Source organism: Pseudomonas sp. TNT3 (assembly GCF_010095445.2).
GTDB lineage: Bacteria > Pseudomonadota > Gammaproteobacteria > Pseudomonadales > Pseudomonadaceae > Aquipseudomonas.
In genome coordinates, this window is the sequence record NZ_WFGV02000024.1 from 42,938 (window position 1) to 60,232 (window position 17,295).

At 58.3% G+C, this 17,295-nt stretch carries 15 protein-coding genes; 4 read left to right on the forward strand and 11 right to left on the reverse strand.

Annotated features, from left to right (window positions below; genetic code table 11):
- Positions 1-2: 2 nt before the first annotated feature.
- Together GBC55_RS15715 and cobA are read left to right on the forward strand one after the other, a co-directional pair.
- Positions 3-1,673: a bifunctional protein-serine/threonine kinase/phosphatase gene (locus GBC55_RS15715; protein WP_162438324.1), complete on the forward strand. Its 1,671-nt coding sequence runs from the start codon at positions 3-5 to the stop codon at positions 1,671-1,673.
- Positions 1,674-1,724: 51 nt separating this feature from the next.
- Positions 1,725-2,495: a uroporphyrinogen-III C-methyltransferase gene (gene cobA, locus GBC55_RS15720; protein ID WP_162438323.1), complete on the forward strand. Its 771-nt coding sequence runs from the start codon at positions 1,725-1,727 to the stop codon at positions 2,493-2,495.
- Between the two features lie 129 nt (positions 2,496-2,624).
- Here the strand turns inward: cobA and GBC55_RS15725 are convergent, their stop codons facing one another.
- The 8 genes from GBC55_RS15725 to ppsA form a co-directional block, all read right to left on the reverse strand.
- Positions 2,625-3,659: an OmpA family protein gene (locus tag GBC55_RS15725; RefSeq protein WP_162438322.1), complete on the reverse strand. Its 1,035-nt coding sequence runs from the start codon at positions 3,657-3,659 to the stop codon at positions 2,625-2,627.
- A 107-nt stretch (positions 3,660-3,766) separates the two neighbouring features.
- Positions 3,767-4,357, reverse strand: a complete 591-nt coding sequence (gene sigX / locus GBC55_RS15730; protein ID WP_028621383.1) for an RNA polymerase sigma factor SigX — start codon at positions 4,355-4,357, stop codon at positions 3,767-3,769.
- Between the two features lie 87 nt (positions 4,358-4,444).
- Complete coding sequence (locus GBC55_RS15735; RefSeq protein WP_162438321.1) at positions 4,445-5,269, reverse strand: mechanosensitive ion channel domain-containing protein; 825 nt, start codon at positions 5,267-5,269, stop codon at positions 4,445-4,447.
- A 2-nt stretch (positions 5,270-5,271) separates the two neighbouring features.
- Positions 5,272-5,520, reverse strand: coding sequence for a CrfX protein (locus GBC55_RS15740; RefSeq protein WP_162438320.1), 249 nt, complete (start codon positions 5,518-5,520; stop codon positions 5,272-5,274).
- 63 nt (positions 5,521-5,583) lie between these two features.
- The gene (locus GBC55_RS15745) at positions 5,584-6,579 is read right to left on the reverse strand and encodes a zinc transporter ZntB (RefSeq protein ID WP_162438319.1); all 996 of its coding nucleotides are present in this window, start codon (positions 6,577-6,579) and stop codon (positions 5,584-5,586) included.
- A 35-nt stretch (positions 6,580-6,614) separates the two neighbouring features.
- Positions 6,615-7,106, reverse strand: a complete 492-nt coding sequence (gene rraA, locus GBC55_RS15750; protein WP_162438318.1) for a ribonuclease E activity regulator RraA — start codon at positions 7,104-7,106, stop codon at positions 6,615-6,617.
- Between the two features lie 121 nt (positions 7,107-7,227).
- Positions 7,228-8,217 (reverse strand): alpha/beta fold hydrolase, encoded by a 990-nt coding sequence (locus tag GBC55_RS15755; protein ID WP_162438317.1) that lies wholly within the window; start codon positions 8,215-8,217, stop codon positions 7,228-7,230.
- A gap of 196 nt (positions 8,218-8,413) precedes the next feature.
- Positions 8,414-10,789, reverse strand: a complete 2,376-nt coding sequence (gene ppsA / locus GBC55_RS15760; protein WP_162438316.1) for a phosphoenolpyruvate synthase — start codon at positions 10,787-10,789, stop codon at positions 8,414-8,416.
- A gap of 175 nt (positions 10,790-10,964) precedes the next feature.
- Here ppsA and GBC55_RS15765 point away from each other — a divergent pair, with 175 nt between their 5' ends.
- Positions 10,965-11,783 carry a pyruvate, water dikinase regulatory protein gene (locus tag GBC55_RS15765; protein ID WP_162438315.1) on the forward strand — a complete coding sequence of 273 codons (819 nt, stop codon included), beginning with the start codon at positions 10,965-10,967 and terminating at the stop codon, positions 11,781-11,783.
- A 67-nt stretch (positions 11,784-11,850) separates the two neighbouring features.
- On the opposite strand, the gene GBC55_RS15770 is transcribed toward GBC55_RS15765, so the two are convergent.
- On the reverse strand, positions 11,851-13,260 hold the full coding sequence (locus tag GBC55_RS15770; protein ID WP_162438314.1) for a PLP-dependent aminotransferase family protein: 1,410 nt from the start codon (positions 13,258-13,260) through the stop codon (positions 11,851-11,853).
- Between the two features lie 136 nt (positions 13,261-13,396).
- Between GBC55_RS15770 and GBC55_RS15775 the strand changes: the two genes are divergently transcribed.
- Positions 13,397-14,284 carry an EamA family transporter gene (locus tag GBC55_RS15775; RefSeq protein WP_162438363.1) on the forward strand — a complete coding sequence of 296 codons (888 nt, stop codon included), beginning with the start codon at positions 13,397-13,399 and terminating at the stop codon, positions 14,282-14,284.
- A gap of 107 nt (positions 14,285-14,391) precedes the next feature.
- Here GBC55_RS15775 and prpD read toward each other — a convergent pair whose 3' ends face one another.
- Both prpD and prpF read right to left on the reverse strand, forming a co-directional pair.
- The gene (prpD, locus tag GBC55_RS15780; protein WP_162438313.1) at positions 14,392-15,876 is read right to left on the reverse strand and encodes a 2-methylcitrate dehydratase; all 1,485 of its coding nucleotides are present in this window, start codon (positions 15,874-15,876) and stop codon (positions 14,392-14,394) included.
- A 201-nt stretch (positions 15,877-16,077) separates the two neighbouring features.
- Positions 16,078-17,268 carry a 2-methylaconitate cis-trans isomerase PrpF gene (gene prpF / locus GBC55_RS15785; protein WP_162438312.1) on the reverse strand — a complete coding sequence of 397 codons (1,191 nt, stop codon included), beginning with the start codon at positions 17,266-17,268 and terminating at the stop codon, positions 16,078-16,080.
- Between the last annotated feature and the right edge of the window lie 27 nt (positions 17,269-17,295).

A 17,295-nucleotide genomic window follows, 5' to 3' on the forward strand; every position in this document is an offset into this window, starting at 1 on the left:
TCATGAGCCTGCAATTGAGTTTCGCCGAAGCCAGCGCCATCGGCCCTCGCGAGGAAAATCAGGACGCCGTGCGCCTGGTCACGCCGGACCCGACACTGGCGGCGAGCAAGGGGTTTCTGTTCGCGATTGCTGACGGGGTCAGCCAGTGCCTCGATGGCGGTCTCGCGGCGCGTTCTACCTTGCAGGCCCTGGCGCTGGATTACTACGCCACCCCCGAAACCTGGGGCGTCGCCGAGTCCCTGGATCGCCTGTTGCTGGCACAGAACCGGTGGCTACAGGCAAATGGTGGGAGCCAACCGCTTCTGACCACTGTCAGTGCGCTGGTGCTGCGCGGCAGGCGGTTTACCTTGGCGCACGTCGGCGACTGCAGAGTCTATCGCTGGCACGCCGGGCAGCTACAGCGGATCAGTGAAGATCATGTCTGGGATCAACCGGGCATGCAGCATGTGCTCAAGCGCGCCATGGGGCTTGATCAGCACCTGGTTGTTGATTTTCTTGACGGTGAACTGCGCCTTGATGAGTGCTTCGTGTTGCTCAGCGATGGTGTCTGGGCCGTACTCGGTGACACCGTGATCGCTGCGGTTCTGCGTGATCAACCGGATTTGCACAGCGCTGCGCAAACCCTGGTCAACGCTGCGCACCTGGCCGGCAGCCAGGACAATGCCAGCGCCCTGGTGGTGCGGGTCGATGCCCTGGGTGAAACCAGCATTGGCGATGCGCTGATTCATTTGCAGCAATGGCCCCTGCCGCCGGCACTCAAGCCGGGGCAGACGTTTGAGGGCTGGCAAGTCGACGGGGTCATTGGCCAGAGCCAGCAGTCGCTGCTCTATCGGGTACGTGATGGGCAACACCAGCCCTGGCTGCTGAAAACCTTGCCGGGGCGACTGCATGATGATCACCAGGCTGGTCAGGCGTTGCTCTCGGAAGAATGGTTTCTGAAGCGCGTCGCCGGACGGCATTTTCCTGAGGTCCATGGGGTCAGCCAGCGTCAGCATTTGTACTACGTGATGCGTGAATATTCCGGTTCGACCCTGGCAAAACTGCACGCTGATGTCGGCCCCCTTCCGCTCGCCCAGTGGGTGGAACTGGCTGAACGGCTGCTGCGAGCGGTCGGCATGCTGCATAGACGGCAAATCCTGCACCGCGACATCAAGCCCGAGAACCTGTTGCTGGGGGACGACGGAGAATTGCGCTTGCTGGATTTCGGCCTCGCCTACTGTTCGGGCTTGTCCGAAGACCTGCCTTCAGCGCTGCCAGGAACGCCAAGCTACATCGCGCCTGAAGCCTTTGGTGGAACACCCCCGACGCCGCAACAGGACCTCTATTCAGTGGGCGTAACGTTGTACTTCCTGCTTACCGGACACTACCCCTACGGTGAAATCGAAGCGTTTCAGCGTCCGCGTTTTGGCGCGCCGGTCAGCGCCAGCCGCTATCGGCCCGATCTGCCCGAGTGGATTGCGCAAAGTCTTGAACGCGCCGTCGCGAAGGCCCCGGAACATCGGTTTGAAACGGCAGAAGAATGGTTGTTGCTGCTGGAACAGGGAGAACGGCACAGCTTGAGCGTGCGGCCCAGGCCGTTGCTGGAGCGCGAGCCGTTGAAGGTCTGGCGCACGTTGGCACTGGTCTCGTTGGCTGTGAATCTGGCGATTTTTTTGTGGACGCTGCATGGCTAACGCCGATGCCTTGTCGCAGCCGATCACTTTCATTTTCTTGAGGATAACCCTATGAACGCAAAAGTCTGGCTGGTGGGTGCGGGCCCGGGCGATCCGGAATTGCTGACGCTCAAGGCCGTAAGGGCATTGAGGGAAGCGGATGTGGTGCTGATCGATGATCTGGTCAATGTCGCTGTGCTGGAGCATTGCGCAGGCGCGCGGATCATCCCCGTGGGCAAGCGCGGTGGCTGTCGCTCCACGCCTCAGGCCTTTATTCATCGTTTGATGCTGCGTTATGCGCGCCAAGGCAAATGCGTGGTGCGGCTGAAGGGCGGTGATCCGTGCATTTTTGGTCGAGGGGGCGAGGAAGCCCAGTGGCTACGTGAACGTGGTCTAGAGGTCGAGTTGGTCAATGGCATCACTGCCGGTCTCGCCGGCGCGACGCAATGCGACATTCCGTTGACCCTGCGCGGAGTGGCTCGAGGCGTGACACTGGTGACTGCCCATACCCAGGACGGCAGCCGATTGAACTGGCAGGCACTGGCACAAGGGGGCACAACGCTGGTGATTTACATGGGGGTGGCGAAGCTGAGCGAGATTCGGGAGCAATTGCTCGCGGGGGGAATGGCGGCGGATACGCCGGTGGCGATGATTGAAAATGCGTCACTGCCAGAGCAGCGGGAATGTCGCAGCGATCTGACAGCAATGGAGGGCGACGCCCTGGCGTTCGAGCTCAGGAGCCCGGCTATCCTGGTCATCGGTGCTGTGGCAGGTTGTGACCAGATCAAGAGATCGCAGCCTCGATACTCACCTCTCCTGCAGAAGGGCTCAACTGCTGTTTAGCAGCTGTCGAAGGTACCCAGCCTGCGTTCTTTTCGCGCCACCCAACCGCCTGATCCCCGCCCGAAAACCCAAATCGCAGACAAAGAAAAGCCCGGCCTAAGCCGGGCTTTTCTCAGAACTGCGAGCTAATTACTTAGCTTGAGCTTCAACCTGCGCTTCTACGCGACGGTTTACAGCGCGACCAGCTTCAGTTTTGTTGTCAGCAACTGGGCGGGATTCGCCGTAGCCAACAGACTGAACGCGGGACGATTCAACACCGTACTGGTTGGTCAGAACTTGCTTAACGGCGTTTGCACGACGCTCAGACAGCTTCTGGTTGTAAGCGTCAGGACCGACGGAGTCAGTGTGACCTTCAACAGTAGTGGTGGTGGATGGGTACTGCTTCATGAAGTCAGCCAGGTTCTTGATGTCGCCGTAGCTGTTGGTTTTAACAACAGATTTGTCGAAATCGAACTTAACGTCCAGCTCTACACGAACAACTTCAGCAACTGCAGGGCAGCCATCAGCGTCAACAGTTACGTTGGCTGGGGTGTCCGGGCACTTGTCAACGTTGTCGCAAACGCCGTCGTTGTCGCTGTCGGAGCAGACTTCAGCTGGCGCTGGAACTGGAGCAGCAGCAGGCTTGGAGCCGCCACCGAAGTTCACACCGATACCGACGCTAGGAGCCCACTCGGTGTCGCCCTGGTCGATGTTGTATTGAGCTTCAACGCCAGCACGGGCGTAGAAGTTCTCGGTGAAGTACAGCTTGGCACCGCCGCCAACGTTGGCGAAGGTGGAACGGTTACGACCGTTCGAGCCGTTCTGATCGATGCTCTGATCGGAGAAACCAGCCGAGACGTATGGACGGACCATGTCGCCTGGGTTGTTGAAGTGGTACAGAGCGTCCAGAGCGGTGTTGGCGCCCTTGATGTTCTGGCCGCTATCGGAACGAACGTTGTGCACTTCGTCGTAGCCCAGACGCAGTTCAACGTCGTCGGTCAGGAAGTAACCTACGGAACCGCCGAAGAGGTTGCCGTTGTTCTTGAAGTTACGAGCGCTGTCGAATTGTTCTTTCTTAGCGAAGCCTTCGATTTCAACTGCGCCTTGGCCTTGTGCCAGAGCGCCGAACGAAGTGGCAGCAATAAGAGAACCAATGGCCAAGCCCAAGGTGTTTTTCAGTTTCATCCGTTAAATCCCCATCTGGTGATTGTGAAGCAGTCCCGCAAACCGGGGGACAACTCGGCGGCAAGTCTATCAGAACTTGCCTACACGTAAGAGATATTTGCGCTGAACTAAGTTTCAGCAACGCCTGCAAATTTCTCACGCAATTTGTCTAGAGCACGTTTGTAACGCATTTTTGTCGCACTCAAACCCATGTGCATGATGTCTGCGATCTCCTGAAACTCCAGCTCTGCGACAAATCGTAGCACCAGAATTTCGCGGTCGATCGGGTTCACATACACCAGCCAGCGATCAAGTCCACCCTTTTCCTCAGGGTTCGGCGCCTTTTCTTCAGACGCCTCCTCGAGGGGGTCCAGACTCAAAGCGTCCATCAAGCGACGCTTTCGCCGTTCCTTCCGATACTGTGTGATGCATTCGTTGTACGTGATGCTATATAGCCATGTCTTGAACTTCGATTTCCCCTCGAAGTTCTTCAGTCCATACAACACCTTCAACATCACTTCCTGACAGACATCGTCTGCGTCGCGATCGTTCCCAAGATATCGTGCACAGACGTTAAATAATGTTCGTTGGTAACGCCGCATCAATTCTTCATAGGCGCGCGTTACGTGAAACAGCTCGGTATGCGAGCGCGCGACCAACTCCTCATCAGAGAGCTCGCGGGGGTCGTAGCGCGTGGAGAGCGATTGAGCTTTATTCAAAACAAGTCGGGCCGACAGTCAGGTCAATGTCCGCCGCAGCCTTTTCAGGACAATTCGCGGCGGCATACATTAGCAGGGTTTGCCGGATTAGCGGCTACTCACATGCTGCTCCAGGAGAATCCGATTGGAGAGAGAGACTAGCTCACCCTCGTCGGTCAGCAATGTGGTTTTAACCGTGCCGATCTCTTCGATCTGACCTTCGACCTCGCCAACACGCACTTCTTGCCCAACCTGATACAACTCACGCACATAGATTCCCGCAAGAATCTGACCGGCAATTTCCCGGCTTCCCAATCCCATGGCCAGCGCTACAGCCAGACCAACGGTAATCAATACAATCACAATCACATGGTTGAGCAGGTCAGTCTTGACCTCCAACTGGCTGATCGCGACCGAAATACTGATGATGATGACCAGGCCCTGAGCGATTCGCCCCAGGCCCGACGCATAATCCAGCCCTACACCTTCAGCCGCGCCACGCACCAGGCCATTGGCCAGTTGCGCCAGCAAAACCCCTACCAGCAACACCAGCGCGGCGCCGAATACTTTCGGCAAATACAGCGCAAGCATATCTAGCGTAGCTGAGACTCGCTCAAGTCCAAGAGATTCCGCAGCAGAAACAAGAAAAATCAGCAGAACGAACCAATAGACGATCTTGCCGATCAGTGTCGAGATCGGTACCTGAAGACCGGCGCGGGAGAGCAGCTTGGTCAGCCCGGTGCCTCCCATCAGGCGATCAAGGCCCAGTTTGGCCAACAATTTGGAGAGCAAAGTGTCCAGCAACTTGGCCACCACGAAGCCCAACAGCAGCACAACCAGTGCGCCGAACAGGTTCGGGATGAAGTTCGCAATCTTGGTCCACAACGCAGTCATTGCAGTGACGAGGCTCTGAGTCCAGAGATCAAGTTCCATATTCAATCAGCCTTATCAGCAGTGCGAACAGTAGGTTTGCGGTGACGGGAAACCGGCGAAATGTGGGCCGATCCGTTATTCAGGGCGATCATCAGCGCGGGCAACCAGCGGCCCAGCAGGCTGAACAGATCACCGGCACCGACCTGGCGGTTGGCGGTTTTCAGTACACGGCCAAGGCACGCATCGTCGTCCCGGGTGGACGGTGATGCCTTGAGCATGTCGCGCAAAGACTGTTCAAACGGATCGTGCATACGCACCTCTCGTGATGTCTGTGAAAGACGCGATCAAATTTGGCCGGGTCACATGACGCATCGTCAGACCCAACGCAAACGTCGGAATAACCACCATTGCCCGAGCGCCACCAAGACCATCATCAGGCACGCAATCAGGAAGCCATAAGGGCTCGCGGAGAATGGAATTCCGCCAACGTTGATGCCCAACAGACCGGCCAGAAAACTCATCGGCAAAAAGATCCCGGTAATGATCCCGAAGCGATACATCGTGCGGTTCATGCGCACGCTCAAACGCCGGTCTTCAGCCTCCAGGACCAGCCCCACCCGCTCCCGCGTCAATTCCAGCTCTTCCAGATAACGGGTCAGGCTGTTGTTCAGCTCGTTCCAGTAATCACCGTCGTCGTCGACAAACCAAGGCAGTTTCATACGCGTCAGCTGACCGAAAATATCGCGCTGCGGAGCAAGGAATCGCTTCAACGCTGCAGCCCTGCGACGGATCTGCAAAATGGCGCCGTGTTCGGGAGTGTACCGTTCGTCGGCATCCAGTTTTTCTTCTTCCTCATCGACCACTTCCGAGAGGCAACTGACCAGATCCTGCACCTTGTTGGTGAGGTACTGCGCCATATAAAGGATGAGTTCAGAGGCGGTTTTCGGGCCTTTGCCTTCCGTAAGCTGTACCAGCAACTCGTCAGTGGCTCGCAAAGGACGCAGACGCAGGGAAATGACCCGTTGCGCCGATCCGAAAATCCGTACCGAGACCATGTCTTCCGGCTCGGCACCCGGGTTGAGGTTGACCCCGCGCAAAAACAGCAGCAACTCGAAATCCGGCAACGGCAACAGCCGCGGCCGGGTATTTTCTTCAAGCAGCAGGTCACAGCTGAATTCACTTAGACCACTGTCTTTACGCAGCCAGGTCTGGGTTTGCGGGTGACTGCGATCCCAGTGCAACCACAGGCTTTCATGGGCCTGCAGCTGCAACTCGTCGAGTTCAGTCCGGGCTATCGAACGCGCACCGCCTTTTCCATCCAGCACCAGAGCATGCACCAGCCCCCACTGCGCGTTTTCTTCCTCGAACATCCTCACCCCATTCTCGAAACCAGAACCAACGGTGCCTATTCAGGCATTTTCAGCGGGCTCGGCGAGATGATCACGCCGTTGTTGTCCGCATAGATGTAGTGGCCCGGATGGAAGGTGACGCCAGCGAACGTCACCGCAACGTTCAAGTCGCCGAGGCCGCGCCGGTCGGACCTTCTCGGGTGGCTGGCGAGCGCCTGAACGCCCAGATCGGTTTGCGCGATGATATCGACATCACGGATGCAACCGTAGATCACCAGCCCTTCCCAACCGTTCTTGGCGGCCTTTTCAGCCAGCATGTCGCCCAGCAGCGCATGACGCAGTGAACCGCCACCGTCGACAACCAACACCTTGCCATCGCCTTTGAGTTCGACCTGTTCCTTCACTCGCGAGTTGTCTTCGAAGCACTTGACGGTAACGATCTCACCGCCGAAGGAATCACGGCCTCCGAAATTGCTGAACATCGGTTCCAGCACCTGTACCAGCTCTGGATAGGCGTCGCACAAGTCAGGCGTGATGTAATGGTTCATCGAGAAACTCCTGTAAAGAGGAAGACAATCGAGGATGTCGCAAAGTGACCGGAACAGCTTGATGCGTCATATCTTAGCCGCAAGCCGATCAGAGCGAAATGCCCTTGTTAGAGCATTGGCGTCAGCTTGCCGTGGCCAGATCCGGGTTCTGACCCGTTAAAGGTGCCTGCTGATCCGCCAGCCATCGCGCCACCAGCGGCCAGACCTCGGCCTGGGCCGCTTTGCTGACCAGCATCTCGACATGACCGAAATTGTCGCCGAAGCCTTGTTCACGGCCCAGGTTGATAAATTGCTTGTTCTCGGAGCCGATCTGATCGAATAACTTGCGGCAAGCCCACGTCGGGTCCTGATGATCGCCCGCGGCACTGACGGTCAGCACCGGTACGTGAACGTCGGCCAGCCCTGCCCACCAGTCCTTGTCCGCGTCGCCAAAACGCCCGAACAGGCCGTACCAGCGCATGCTTTCCAGGGCCAGACCGATGGGCTCGTCTTCAGGACCGCGCTTGAGGCGAGAACCGGACAGTTGGGCAAAACGCTTGAGAATGAAGCGTCCGCTCCACTCCACTGGCGGAATTTTCAGCGGCCAGTAGGTGCGGCTGACCTGAGTACCAAAAAACGCTGCAGAAGCTACGACAGACTCGTCAATGTACTGCCCACCCAGCGCCGCCGCGAGGGTGATGCCGCCCAGCGAATGGCCGATCCAGTGCGGCGCCTGACCACTCTGCTCGTGCACGAACGCACCGATGGCAGGCAGATCGTAACGGGCGTAGTCGGCAACACGGTTCTTGCGATAGTTCTGGTTGCGCTGAGACAGGCCGTGACCGCGCATCTCCGGAATCCATACGTCGAAACCGAGGCGTGTCAGATACGCACCCAGACCCAGCCCTTTTGGGGAAAACCAGAACCGACGATTGGAAAAGCTGCCATGGAGCAAAATGACCGGCACGCCGCGCACGGACGACTCGTCCGCCATGCCGAGCCGCGTCACCGCCAGCTCGACGGTGCCGTCAGGGCTGTTGGCGGGTTTCAAACGATAGACGTCTTCGCTCAGATCACCGCGCCGCTCGGCGCTGATCAGGGCGACAGGAAATAGGTTGCTGCTGCTTTGCATAATGCTCTTGCACAAAAAAGGGCGGCATCCAGAGGAGCCCGCCCTACTTGAATCTCAAAACAGCCCGCCCCCCTGTAGGAGCGAGCCTGCTCGCGATGGACGTCAACGATAACGCGTTTATCCTGGATAAACGTGGCGTCCTGAAGTTCTTCGCGAGCAAGCTCGCTCCTACAGAGTGAGCGGCCCGTTCACACTATCAAGCCTGCGCTTGACCTTCAGCCAGGAAGAACCAGGTTTCCAGTACGGAATCAGGGTTCAGCGAAACACTTTCAATGCCCTGCTCCATCAGCCACTTGGCGAGGTCCGGATGGTCCGAAGGACCCTGACCGCAAATGCCGATGTACTTGCCAGCCTTGTTGCACGCAGCAATGGCGTTGGCCAGCAGCTTCTTGACCGCCGGATTACGTTCATCGAACAGGTGCGCGATGATGCCGGAGTCACGGTCCAGGCCCAAGGTCAGTTGGGTCAGGTCGTTGGAGCCAATGGAGAAACCGTCGAAGAACTCGAGGAATTCTTCAGCCAGGATGGCGTTGGACGGCAGTTCGCACATCATGATGATGCGCAGGCCGTTTTCGCCACGCTTCAGACCGTTTTCCGCCAACAGATCGATGACCTGGCTCGCTTCGCCCAGAGTGCGGACGAACGGCACCATGATTTCGACGTTGGTCAGGCCCATCTCGTTGCGCACGCGCTTGAGGGCGCGGCATTCGAGTTCGAAGCAGTCACGGAACGATTCGCTGATGTAACGCGAAGCGCCACGGAAGCCCAGCATCGGGTTTTCTTCTTCCGGCTCGTAGAGCTTGCCGCCGATCAGGTTCGCGTATTCGTTGGACTTGAAGTCCGACAGACGCACGATGACTTTTTTCGGTGTGAACGCAGCAGCCAGGGTGCTGATGCCTTCAACCAGCTTCTCGACGTAGAAACCGACCGGATCGTCGTAGCCTGCAATGCGCTTGTCGACGCTGTCCTTGATGTCCTGCGGCAGCCCGGCGTAATTCAGCAGCGCCTTGGGGTGTACGCCGATCATGCGGTTGATGATGAACTCCAGACGGGCCAGGCCCACACCTGCGTTCGGCAGTTGCGCGAAGTCGAAGGCGCGGTCCGGGTTGCCGACGTTCATCATGATCTTGAACGGCAGATCAGGCATGGCATCGACGGAGTTTTTCTTGATGTCGAAACCCAGTTCGCCTTCGAAGATGTAGCCGGTATCGCCTTCAGCGCAGGAAACGGTGACGCCCTGGCCATCTTTCAACAGCTGGGTGGCGTTGCCGCAACCGACCACGGCCGGGATGCCCAGCTCGCGAGCGATGATCGCCGCGTGGCAGGTACGGCCGCCACGGTTGGTGACGATGGCGCTGGCGCGCTTCATGACCGGTTCCCAGTCCGGGTCGGTCATGTCGGAAACCAGTACGTCGCCTGGCTGGACCTTGTCCATCTCGGACACGTCCTTGATGATGCGGACCTTACCGGCGCCGATGCGCTGGCCGATGGCGCGACCTTCAACCAGCACGGTGCCGGTTTCTTTCAACAGGTAACGTTCCATGACGTTGGCCTGGGTGCGGCTCTTCACGGTTTCAGGACGGGCCTGAACGATGTAGAGCTTGCCGTCGTCGCCGTCTTTGGCCCACTCGATGTCCATCGGGCACTGGTAGTGCTTCTCGATGATCATCGCTTGCTTGGCCAGTTCGCTGACTTCGGCGTCGCTCAGGCAGAACCGTGCGCGATCAGCCTTGTCGACGTCGATGGTCTTGACCGATTTGCCGGCCGTGGCGACTTCGCCGTAGATCATCTTGATGGCCTTGCTGCCCAGGTTGCGACGCAGGATGGCCGGGCGACCGGCTGCCAGCGTGCCTTTGTGGACATAGAACTCATCCGGGTTCACCGCGCCTTGAACAACGGTCTCACCCAGGCCGTAAGCGCCGGTGATGAACACCACGTCACGGAAGCCCGACTCGGTGTCGAGGGTGAACATCACGCCGGCGGTGCCGGTTTCGGAACGAACCATGCGCTGCACACCGGCCGACAGGGCCACCAGCTTGTGATCGAAGCCCTGGTGCACACGATAGGAAATGGCGCGATCGTTGAACAGCGACGCGAACACTTCTTTGGCAGCGCGAATGACGTTTTCGACGCCACGGATGTTCAGGAAGGTTTCCTGCTGACCGGCAAAGGAGGCGTCCGGCAAGTCTTCGGCGGTAGCGGAAGAACGCACGGCCACGGCCATGTCAGGGTTGCCGGCCGACAGCGTGGCGAACGCGGTGCGAATCTCGGCGTTGAGCTTCTCGGGGAACTCGGCTTCCATGATCCATTGACGGATCTGGGCACCGGTCTTGGCGAGGGCGTTGACATCGTCGACGTCCAGGGCGTCGAGGGCGGCGTGGATCTGATCGTTAAGGCCGCTCAGTTCCAGAAAATCACGATAAGCCTGAGCTGTCGTGGCGAAGCCACCGGGCACCGATACACCGGCACCTGCAAGGTTACTGATCATCTCGCCCAGGGATGCGTTCTTGCCCCCCACGTGCTCAACGTCGTCTTTGCCGAGCTTGTCGAGGGAAACTACGTACTCTACCAAGGTGATCTCTCCACTAACTGTGTTGGAAAAGCTCAGAAGCCGGCTGCTCAAAAGGAGCGTTTGCGGGCTATATGGCCTGGACCTGGAAAATAAGTGAGAATGCGGGCCACTGGCGGCCAGCAAATCGCGCCTATCATATCCAAGATTCGTCACTAGCTTAAGGCCCAAGGTGCAAATGAAACGATCTGCTTTCTTTATTTCCGACGGCACCGGCATCACAGCCGAAACCCTCGGCCAAAGCCTTCTGGCGCAGTTCGAAAACATTACCTTCAGCAAATTCACGCGACCGTACATCGACAACGTGGATAAAGCGCGGGCCATGGTACAACAAATCAACAAAGCCGCCGAAACCGACGGCTTCCGGCCCATCATTTTCGACACCATCGTCAATCAGGACATCCGTGAGATCCTCGCAACCTCTAATGGTTTCATGATCGACATTTTCTCGACGTTCCTGGCGCCGCTCGAGCAGGAACTGACCGAGCATTCTTCCTATACCGTCGGCAAATCCCATTCGATCGGCACCAACTCCAATTACATGGAGCGCATCGAGGCGGTGAACTTTGCCCTGGACAACGACGACGGTGCCCGCACGCACTACTACGACAAGGCCGACCTGATTCTGGTCGGCGTGTCGCGTTGCGGCAAGACACCGACCTGCCTGTACATGGCCATGCAATTCGGTATTCGCGCGGCCAACTATCCGCTGACCGAAGACGACATGGAACGCCTGCAACTTCCGGCGGCCCTGCGCGCCCACCAGCACAAGCTGTTCGGCCTGACCATCGACCCCGACCGCCTCACCGCGATTCGCAATGAGCGCAAGCCCAACAGCCGTTACTCGAGCTACGCCCAGTGCGAATTCGAAGTGCGCGAAGTGGAGAACCTGTTCCGCCGCGAGAACATTCCGCACATCAACTCCACGCATTTTTCGGTGGAGGAGATCTCGGCGAAAATTCTGGTGGAGAAAGGCGTGGAGCGGCGCTTCAAATAATTCTGTTTTGCCTGCCAGGCCGCCATCGTCGGAACGCCGCCCCGGGCGGCGTTCCGACGATGAACGATCACACAGTCTCGTTGAGTGCCGCTGCCAACGCCTGAAATCCACCGACCAGCAACCGATCATCCCCTGCCGAATTGCACACACTCGCCCGAATACATTGCGGCACCGCCGCATGCCCCACCGCAAACGCCTCCGCTGTCGCCACCAAATAGTTTTTTTCCTTGAGCTCAGCGGCGATTTGCGAAGCCCGCCAAGGCTCGGGCACCTCGATCCAGAAGTGCGGACTGTGGGCATCGGACGTATAGACCAGCCCCTCCAGCGCGCCACTGACCAGCTCTTTGCGCCGGGAAATTTCCGCAATCTGCTGACCCAACAGCTGCTCGGCGGTCCCGTCTTCTATCCATCGGCTGGCCACCTCCATTGCCAATGGATTCGCCATCCAGCTTGTCCCACGAACCGCCGCGTGCAAACGCCCGATCAACGGTTGTGGCGCATGTAAAAAACCGATCCGTAAACCCGCCGAAACCGCCTTGCTCAGGCTGCCGATCAACACCGAGCGCTCCGGGGCGAAATCACTTAGCGGCAACGGGCGTTGTCGTGCCAAAACGGCGTGAGCCTCATCTTCGAAAATCAACAAATTGTACTGCCGGCATACTTCGGCAATCGCCGCCCTTCGTGGGACGGACATCACTGCAGCGGTTGGATTCTGGAGAGTCGGCGTGCAGTACAACGCAGACACCCGATGCTGACGGCAAATGTCCTCCAGCGCCGAGGGCAGCAATCCTTCGCCGTCCATCTCGGCGCCAATCAGCTTGATCCCCAGTTGGCGAGCGACGCCAATCAATCCTGGGTAAGTCAGATGCTCAGTCACCAGGGTGTCGCCAGACTTGAGCAAGCCCATTAGCGCGCATAACAGGCCGTGCTGGCCGCCGTTGACGCACACGACTTGTTCGGCGCTCGGGACAAATGCCTGATGACTCAGCCACCGCGCACCGGCCTCCCGATGCCTCAGTAGACCACTCTCAGCGGTATACCCGGTCAACTGCTGCAAGGTGCGTGGATCATTGGCCAGCGCTTGCAGGCTTTGGCTCAGGAAGCCAGCTTCCTGCCCCGGGATTGGTTGGTTTCGACTCATATCGAGGAAGACTTGCGGTTCATCGCTGACATTACGAAACCCGCTGTCTCTCGGCCGTTCCATCCCACGTTGACGGACGTAAGTGCCGTCTCCTACACGAGCGACGACCAATCCCACTCGCTCCAATTCGCCATAGGCTCGGCTGATCGTGCCGATGGTGACACCCAGGCTATCGGCCAGCAGCCGATGGGGCGGTAGCTTGCTACCCGCATCGATCAACCCTTCTTCGATTCCTTTCTGAACAGCGTCGGCCAGGCGTTTGTATTTCACGCCCACGCCATTGGCGAGGCCGTCGCGCAGGATTGACACCATGGCAATACTTACTTTGACAGTCATTGCAGCCCCGAATAGCGTGCTTGAAACAGGTTCAATCAGGGATAGACCTATTCCGCCATCAGGTCAATTCCAGCTTTCAGGGAGCTACATCATGTCCATTGCCATACCTGCCACTTCAAGCACTGCGAAACAACGGATGGCCGCATGGGTGACCAGTGCACTGTTCCTGATTGTTTGCCTGAGCTGGGGCACAACCTGGTTGGGGATCAAGATTGCGGTCGAAAGTGTGCCGCCACTGACGGCTGCGGGCCTGCGCTTCCTGATTGCCTTTCCGTTGTTCTTGAGTTTTGCGCTGATGCGTCGTGAGCCGCTGCTGTTTCCGAAGAAAAGTCGCTGGTTTTTCGTGTTCGTCACGCTGTCGTATTTCAGCCTGCCCTACTACTTGCTGAACTACGGCGAGATGCATGTTTCGTCCGGCCTGACAGCGTTGTTGTTCAGTTGCATGCCCGTGTTCATCCTGATTTTTTCCGCACTGTTTCTGCGGGAGAAAATCTATCCGTCACAAGTGTTGGGGATCGCCATCGGCTTTGGCAGCCTGTTCATGATCATTCGCGGCCAGGGCCTGCATCTGGATCACGCGGAGCTGTTGGGTGTGCTGGCGATTCTAGGCGCGGCGGTGATGCATGCGCTGTGCTACGTGGTGACCAAAAAACACGGCAGCGCCATCAGCGTGATCACCTACAACACATTGCCCATCGGCATTGCCGGGCTGATGCTATTTGTGGCGGGCCTGCAATTTGAAACCCCCGTATTTGCCGACATAAGCCTGCGCTCATGGAGCGCCCTGCTCTACCTGGGACTGGTGGCGTCGGTGGGTGGATTCATTGTTTATTTCCTGCTGCTCAAACGACTGAGTCCGATCATTTTGTCGTTTGTATTCATCATTTTCCCGGTGTTCGCCGTGATCATCGGCGCCTGGTACGAAGGGCACAGTATTTCGCGGGAATTGATGCTGTATTCAGCGATCCTGCTGGCGGGATTCGCCATCACCAAAATGCCTGTGGAAAAGTGGCTGAAAGCCTGAACACGCTTCCCAAAGAGCTGCCGCAGGCTGCGATCTTTTGATCTTGGTTTTAAGATCAAAAGATCGCAGCCTCGTTTCACTCGACAGCTCCTACAGGGGAATTGGCGTCAGATCACGAACAGGTCCACGAAGCGGTTCACGGGGGTTTTCTCCAGCGCAGCCTGATCCTTGCACAAGGCAAAGATCTCGGCACTGCGCTGAGCAGTAAACCGCGTCGCCAGGTTGGCCTTGAACTTGTCTTCCAGCAGCGGGATACCATCGGCGCGTCGACGGCGGTGGCCAATCGGGTATTCCACCAGCACATTTTCCGTACTCGAGCCGTCCTTGAAAAACACCTGGATCGCATTGGCGATCGAGCGTTTATCGGGTTCCAGGTACTCGCGGGTGTACTGCGGATTTTCGACGATGACCATCTTGTCGCGCAGCACATCGATGATCGGGTGCGCCGCGTGGAAATCATCTTCGTAGTGTTCGGCCACCAGATTGCCGAACGCCAACGGCACCGCGGTCATGTACTGAATGCAATGGTCGCGGTCAGCCGCGTTGGCCAGCGGGCCGACCTTGGAAATGATGCGAATCGCCGACTCATGGGTGGTGATGACGATCCTGTCGATTTCATGCAGGCGATTTCGCACGTGCGGATGCAAGGTCACGGCCGCTTCACAGGCCGTCTGCGCGTGGAACTCTGCGGGAAAACTGATCTTGAACAGCACGTTTTCCATGACGTAGCTGCCATACGGACGCGAGAAACTGAAGGCACGTTTGTCTTGCGGTTTAAGCGCCAGATCATTGTTGGTGTGGCTGAACAGCACGTCGTAAAAGCCCCACTGCCGGGCGGTCAGGACACCGGGAATCCCCATCTCGCCGCGCATGGCGATATCGGCCAGGCGCACACCCCGACTGGTGGCATCGCCGGCTGCCCAGGATTTTCGCGAACCGGCGTTCGGCGCGTGCCGATAAGTGCGCAGGGCCTGGCCATCGGCGAACGCGTGGGACAACGCCGACAACAGTTGCTCGCGATTTGCGCCCATGAGTTTGGCGGTGACGGCGGTTGATGCCACTTTCACCAGAATGACGTGATCAAGACCCACGCGATTGAAGGAGTTTTCCAATGCGATCACGCCCTGAATTTCGTGAGCCATGATCATGGCTTCGAGCACGGCACGGACGGTGAGCGGTGCGTCGCCATTGGCCAGGCGCTTTTGCGAGAGGTGATCGGCGACCGCGAGAATGCCACCGAGGTTATCGGACGGATGGCCCCATTCGGCAGCGAGCCAGGTGTCGTTGTAATCGAGCCAGCGCACGATACAGCCGATGTCCCATGCGGCTTTCACCGGGTCGAGGCGGTAGCTGGTGCCGGGCACCCGAGCGCCAAAAGGCACGACGGTGCCTTCGACGATGGGGCCTAGGTGTTTGGTGCATTCGGGGAAACGCAGGGCAAGAAGGCCGCAACCGAGGGTGTCGATCAGGCAGTTCCGGGCAGTGTCCAGCGCTTCTCTGGACTCGATCTTGAAGTTCAGGACGTAGTCGGCAATGTCCTGCAGGACAGTGTCGTAGTCGGGGCGGTTGTTCTGGTCGACGTTGGCGCTCATGTTCGATTCACTCGTGAAGTGGTTCGTTGATGGGACCTCGGTTCAGGGGCAGTTCCGGTTGTTTACCAATTTTTTGTTTTGAAGTGCATTCAACTGTAGGAGCGAGCCTGCTCGCGATGGCGTCAACACATCGAACATCGATGTCGGCTGACACTCCGCAATCGCGAGCAGGCTCGCTCCTACATTGGCTTGGTGTGGGGTTTAGAAAGAATCACCCGGCACACGGACGTAACCTTCCATCAACACCCGCGCACTGCGGCTCATGATGGCTTTTTTCACGGTCCATTCGCCGTTGACCTGACTGGCTTCGGCGCCGACGCGCAAGGTGCCCGACGGATGACCGAAACGCACGGCATTGCGCTCGGTGCCGCCCGCTGCAAGGTTCACCAACGTGCCGGAAATCGCAGCGGCCGTGCCGATGGCGACTGCTGCAGTTCCCATCATTGCGTGGTGCAACTTACCCATCGACAACGCGCGCACCAGCAGGTCCACATCACCGGCCTTGATCACTTTGCCACTGGAAGAAACGTATTCGGCGGGTTTGGCAACGAACGCGACTTTCGGCGTGTGCTGACGCTTGGCCGCTTCGTCCAGGTCCTTGATCAGCCCCATGCGCAACGCGCCATAGGCCCGAATGGTCTCGAACATCGCCAGGGCTTTCGGGTCACCGTTGATGGCGCCCTGCAATTCGGTGCCGGTGTAACCGATGTCTTCGGCATTGACGAAAATCGTCGGAATGCCCGCGTTGATCAGGGTCGCCTTGAAGGTCCCGACACCGGGTACTTCCAGGTCATCCACGAGGTTGCCGGTCGGGAACATCGAACCGCCGCCGCCCTCTTCTTCCGCCGCCGGGTCCATGAATTCGACCTGCACTTCGGCTGCCGGAAAGGTCACGCCGTCGAGCTCGAAATCGCCGGTTTCCTGCACCTCACCGTTGGTGATCGGCACATGGGCGATGATGGTCTTGCCGATGTTGGCCTGCCACACGCGAACCACGGCCACGCCGTTATGCGGGATTCGGCTGGCGTCCACCAGACCGTTGCTGATGGCGAACGAACCGACTGCCGCCGACAGGTTGCCGCAGTTGCCGCTCCAGTCCACGAAAGGTTTGTCGATGGACACCTGACCAAACAGATAGTCGACGTCGTGGTCGGCCTTCATGCTTTTCGACAGGATCACGGTTTTGCTGGTGCTGGACGTTGCGCCACCCATGCCGTCGATTTGCTTGTCGTACGGGTCCGGGCTGCCAATCACGCGCAATAACAATGCGTCGCGGGCCGGGCCCGGAACCTGTGCCGCTTCCGGCAAGTCTTGCAGGCTGAAGAACACGCCTTTACTGGTGCCGCCACGCATGTAGGTGGCAGGTATCTTGATCTGCTGTGCGTGAGCCATGGTGCTCGTTACTCCTGACCTTGAAAG

What these genes read in the sequence shown, in the direction of transcription:
- GBC55_RS15715 (WP_162438324.1), top strand. Translation starts at nt 3, where the DNA reads ATGAGCCTGCAATTGAGTTTCGCCGAAGCCAGCGCCATCGGCCCTCGC.
- cobA (WP_162438323.1), top strand. Translation starts at nt 1,725, where the DNA reads ATGAACGCAAAAGTCTGGCTGGTGGGTGCGGGCCCGGGCGATCCGGAA.
- GBC55_RS15725 (WP_162438322.1), bottom strand. Translation starts at nt 3,659, where the DNA reads ATGAAACTGAAAAACACCTTGGGCTTGGCCATTGGTTCTCTTATTGCT.
- GBC55_RS15735 (WP_162438321.1), bottom strand. Translation starts at nt 5,269, where the DNA reads ATGGAACTTGATCTCTGGACTCAGAGCCTCGTCACTGCAATGACTGCG.
- GBC55_RS15740 (WP_162438320.1), bottom strand. Translation starts at nt 5,520, where the DNA reads ATGCACGATCCGTTTGAACAGTCTTTGCGCGACATGCTCAAGGCATCA.
- GBC55_RS15745 (WP_162438319.1), bottom strand. Translation starts at nt 6,579, where the DNA reads ATGTTCGAGGAAGAAAACGCGCAGTGGGGGCTGGTGCATGCTCTGGTG.
- rraA (WP_162438318.1), bottom strand. Translation starts at nt 7,106, where the DNA reads ATGAACCATTACATCACGCCTGACTTGTGCGACGCCTATCCAGAGCTG.
- GBC55_RS15755 (WP_162438317.1), bottom strand. Translation starts at nt 8,217, where the DNA reads ATGCAAAGCAGCAGCAACCTATTTCCTGTCGCCCTGATCAGCGCCGAG.
- GBC55_RS15765 (WP_162438315.1), top strand. Translation starts at nt 10,965, where the DNA reads ATGAAACGATCTGCTTTCTTTATTTCCGACGGCACCGGCATCACAGCC.
- GBC55_RS15770 (WP_162438314.1), bottom strand. Translation starts at nt 13,260, where the DNA reads ATGACTGTCAAAGTAAGTATTGCCATGGTGTCAATCCTGCGCGACGGC.
- GBC55_RS15775 (WP_162438363.1), top strand. Translation starts at nt 13,397, where the DNA reads ATGGCCGCATGGGTGACCAGTGCACTGTTCCTGATTGTTTGCCTGAGC.
- prpD (WP_162438313.1), bottom strand. Translation starts at nt 15,876, where the DNA reads ATGAGCGCCAACGTCGACCAGAACAACCGCCCCGACTACGACACTGTC.
- prpF (WP_162438312.1), bottom strand. Translation starts at nt 17,268, where the DNA reads ATGGCTCACGCACAGCAGATCAAGATACCTGCCACCTACATGCGTGGC.